Annotated in this window: 3 protein-coding genes and 1 pseudogene; all 4 read right to left on the bottom strand. The window is 70.4% G+C overall.

Annotation, left to right across the window (positions count from 1 at the left end; genetic code table 11):
* On the bottom strand, positions 1-466 hold a 466-nt coding region (gene whiA / locus VJR25_RS11345; RefSeq protein ID WP_324115080.1), incomplete at its 3' end, for a DNA-binding protein WhiA.
* Between the two features lie 52 nt (positions 467-518).
* Complete coding sequence (rapZ, locus tag VJR25_RS11340; protein ID WP_324115079.1) at positions 519-1,403, bottom strand: RNase adapter RapZ; 885 nt, start codon at positions 1,401-1,403, stop codon at positions 519-521.
* A 28-nt stretch (positions 1,404-1,431) separates the two neighbouring features.
* Positions 1,432-3,339 (bottom strand): excinuclease ABC subunit UvrC, encoded by a 1,908-nt coding sequence (gene uvrC / locus VJR25_RS11335; protein WP_324115078.1) that lies wholly within the window; start codon positions 3,337-3,339, stop codon positions 1,432-1,434.
* A 6-nt stretch (positions 3,340-3,345) separates the two neighbouring features.
* A pseudogene (locus VJR25_RS11330) lies at positions 3,346-4,140 on the bottom strand (excinuclease ABC subunit A); the annotation flags it as partial.

Here is a 4,140-nt window from a genome sequence, read left to right as displayed (position 1 = left end):
CGGACAGCGAGCCGGCCGCCAGGAACGTGCCGCGCCAGGTGGCGGACAGCGAGCCGGCCGCCAGGAACGTGCCGCGCCAGGTGGCGGCGAGGTCGGGCCGGGAGCCCGTGGTGAGCTTGTTGGGCAGTCCGCGCACCGGGCGACGGCGCTGGTCGAGCAGGCCGGTCTGGCGGGCGAGGGTCTCGCCGCCGTCGATGACGCGGACGGCGTACCGACCGGCGCCGCGGGCGGATGCCGCCTGCAGCTGAACGAGCTCGGGGCGCACGCCGTACAGCTCCATGATCTCGCGGGCGATGCGCCGCGCCAGGCGGTCCGAGTCGACCTCGGCCTCGACGGCGACGCGTCCCGCGATCGAATGCAGTCCGCCGGAGAACCGCAGCAGCGCCGTCAGCTCGGCGACACGCGCCGTCGGACGCGGGTCGCGCAGGGCGATCAGCTCTGCCTTCACATTGGCGGTCAGCGACACGGGACTCCTCGTGGGAACGGTGGGCGGGACGATCGTCCAGCTTACCCGGCCCTCACTCCCGTCCGAGGTCACGGTGCTTCACGCGCACCGCCACCCCGGGAAGACGTCCGAGCCGATCGGCGAGCTCGCGGGTCATCACCACCGAGCGGTGCTTGCCGCCGGTGCATCCCACCGCGATCACGCTGTGACGCTTGTTCTCGCGCTGATAGCCCGCCAGCACCGGGATCATGGCCTGCTCGTAGGCGTTCAGGAACTCCTTCGCCCCCGGCTGCCCGAGGACGAACGTGCGCACCGCGTCGTCCTCGCCGGTGAGGGCGCGCAGTTCGTCCTGCCAGTACGGATTCGGCAGGAACCGCATGTCGGCGACCACGTCCGCGTCCGGCGGCAGCCCGTACTTGAAGCCGAAGCTCATGATCGTGAGCGTGTGCTGCGCGGACCCCTCGTCGGAGAACAGGTCGACCACCTGGGTGGCGAGCTGGTGGATGTTGAAGTTCGTGGTGTCGATGATGACGTCGGCGGCTTCGCGGATCGCGGCGGAGCGCACCCGCTCGCGCTGGATGCCGTCGAGGATCGTGCCGTCCTCCTGCAGGGGATGCGGCCGCCGCACCGCCTCGTAGCGGCGCACGAGCACCTCGTCGGACGCGTCCAGGAACACGACGCGCAGCTGCGGACGGGCATCCCGCAGGGTGCGGGTGACATCGGGCAGCTGCGTGAACATGTCGCGGCCGCGCACGTCGACCACCGCGGCGACCCGGGGCAGGGCGCTGCCGGCCAGCCCGGAGACCTCGAGCAGGGGCCGCAGCATCTGCGGGGGCAGGTTGTCGACGACGTACCACCCCATGTCCTCGAGGGCGTCGGCGACGGTGGACCGGCCGGCACCGGACATTCCGGTGACGATGAGCACCTCACCGGTCTCGTGCGGTGTCTCTTCGGTCATCTCTCCCCCAGGCTCGTCCGCCCTCAGCTTAGGGGGTGGTCTGACGCGTCGTCACATGCGCGTGGACGGAGGCGGCGAGCTTCGGGCCGAAGCCGGGAAGCTCCGCGATCTCGTCGGCGGAGGCGGCCCGCAGCCGGGCGACCGAGCCGAAATGCCGCAGCAGGGTCTTGATGCGCGCCTCGCCGAGCCCGGGCACCTCGGCCAGCACCGTGGAGATGTCGCGCTTGCGACGCTTGCGCTGGTGCGTGATGGCGAACCGGTGCGCTTCGTCGCGCAGCCGCTGCACGAGATACAGCGCCTCGGACGTGCGCGGCAGGATGACCGGGAAGTCGTCGCCGGGCAGCCAGATCTCCTCCAGCCGCTTGGCGATGCCGCACAGGGCGATCTCCTCGTGGCCGCTGTCGCGCAGCGCCCGCGCGGCCGCCGCGACCTGCGGCTGACCGCCGTCGACGATCAGCAGCTGCGGGGTGTAGGCGAATCGCGGCTTCCGCCGGGTCGTCACGACCTCGCCGTCGTCGGTGGCGTCGACCGGCGCCTCCTCGGTCTCGGGGCGGTCCAGGTACGCCAACCGCCGCATCAGCACCTGATAGAGCGTGTCGGTGTCGTCCGTGGTGTCGGCCACGTTGAACGACCGGTACTGGTCTTTGCGCGGGATGCCGTCCTCGAAGACCACCATCGACACCACCACGTTCGTGCCGGAGAGGTGGGAGGCGTCGTAGCATTCGATGCGCAGCGGCGCCTCGGCGAGTCCGAGCGCATCCTGCAGGTCGCCGAGCGCCTGCGTCCGGGTGACGTAGTCGCTGCTGCGCCGGGTCTTGTGCAGCACCAGCGCCTGCTGGGCGTTCAGCGTCGCGGTCCGCATCAACTCGGCCTTGCGCCCGCGCTGCGCGACCTGGATCGACACGTTCCGGCCGCGGCGATCCCGCAGCCACTCCTCGAGGCCCGACGCGTCGTCGGGCAGCACCGGCACCAGCACCTGGCGGGGCACGTCGGCGGGGGCGGCATCCCCGTACGTGCGCTGCAGCACCTGATCGACGAGGTCGGCGCCGGCGATGTCGATCTCCTTCTCGATCGTGGTCGCCTTGACGCCCCGCACGCGGCCGCCGCGCACCACGAACTGCTGCACGGTCGCCGCCAGCTCGTCCTCCGCGATGCCGAACAGGTCGGCGTCCGTGTCCTCGGCGAGCACGAGCGCGCTGCGGCTGAGCACCGCGTCGATGGAGTGCAGCTTGTCGCGGTAGATCGCCGCCGCCTCGTAGTCCATCGCGGCCGACGCCTCGCGCATGCGGCGCGTCAGCTCACGCGTGAAACGCGCATCGCCGCCCGCGAGGAAGGCGATGAAGTCGTCGACGATCGCCCGGTGCTCCTCGATCGTGACCGTCATCGAGCACGGTCCGCCGCAGCGCCCGATCTGACCGGGGAAGCAGGGCCGCCCGGTGGCCATCGCCTTCTTGTACGAGGCGTCACTGCAGGTGCGGATCGGGAACACCTTGATCATGAGGTCGATGGTGTCGTGCACCGCCCAGACCTTGGGGTACGGGCCGAAGTACTTCGCCCCGGGGATCCTGCGGTTGCGCGTGACCATCACCCGCGGCGCCTCGTCGGCGAGGGTGACGGCGAGGTAGGGGTACGACTTGTCGTCCTTGTACCGCACGTTGAACGGCGGCGTGTACTCCTGGATCCACATGTACTCCAGCTGCAGCGCCTCGACGTCGCTGCCGACGACGGTCCACTCCACGGAGGCGGCCGTGGTGACCATGCGCCGCGTGCGCTCGTGCAGGGTGTGCAGCGGAGCGAAGTAGTTCGACAGCCGCTGGCGCAGGCTCTTGGCCTTGCCGACGTACAGGATGCGGCCGGCGGCATCCCGGAACCGGTACACGCCGGGCTGCGTCGGGATCTCCCCCTGCCTCGGCTTGTACGGCAGCTGATCGGCCATGCCGGGTCACCCCGCCTTGCGCTCGGCGAGCACCGGTTCCTGAGCGTGCCGCAGGGCGAACATCTCGGCGAGGAACATGCCGGTGTGGGATGACTCCACCCGGGCGACCTGTTCGGGCGTGCCGGTCGCGACCACCGTGCCGCCGCCGGCTCCGCCCTCCGGGCCGAGGTCCACGATCCAGTCGGAGCACTTGATCACGTCGAGGTTGTGCTCGATGACGATCACGGTGTTGCCCTTGTCGACGAGGCCGCCGAGCACCTCGAGCAGGCGCGCGACGTCCTCGAAGTGCAGACCCGTGGTGGGCTCGTCGAGCACGTACACCGAGCGGCCGTTGGAGCGCCGCTGCAGTTCGGTGGCGAGTTTGACGCGCTGCGCCTCGCCGCCGGAGAGCGTCGTCGCGGACTGCCCGAGCCGCACGTAGCCGAGGCCGACGTCGACGAGCGTCTTCAGGTGCCTGTGAATGGCCGGCACCGGCTCGAAGAACGTCGACGCCTCCTCGATCGGCATGTCGAGCACCTCGGCGATCGACTTGCCCTTGTAGTGCACCTGGAGGGTATCGGTGTTGTACCTGGCACCGTGGCAGACCTCGCAGTCGACGTACACGTCGGGCAGGAAGTTCATCTCGATCTTGATGGTGCCGTCGCCCGAGCAAGCCTCGCAGCGGCCGCCCTTCACGTTGAACGAGAACCGGCCGGGCTGGTAGCCGCGAACCTTCGCCTCTGTGGTAGCCGCGAACAGCCGCCTGATGTGGTCGAAGACGCCGGTGTAGGTGGCGGGGTTTGAGCGCGGCGTGCGGCCGAT

Origin of the sequence: Microbacterium sp. (genome assembly GCF_035277845.1) — a bacterium.
Taxonomy (GTDB): domain Bacteria; phylum Actinomycetota; class Actinomycetes; order Actinomycetales; family Microbacteriaceae; genus Microbacterium.
Note: the sequence above shows the minus strand (reverse complement) of the source record. Positions and strands in the feature narration are given on the sequence as shown.

Coding starts and splice junctions, on each gene's coding strand:
- rapZ (WP_324115079.1), bottom strand. CDS start 1,403: ATGACCGAAGAGACACCGCACGAGACCGGTGAGGTGCTCATCGTCACC.
- uvrC (WP_324115078.1), bottom strand. CDS start 3,339: ATGGCCGATCAGCTGCCGTACAAGCCGAGGCAGGGGGAGATCCCGACG.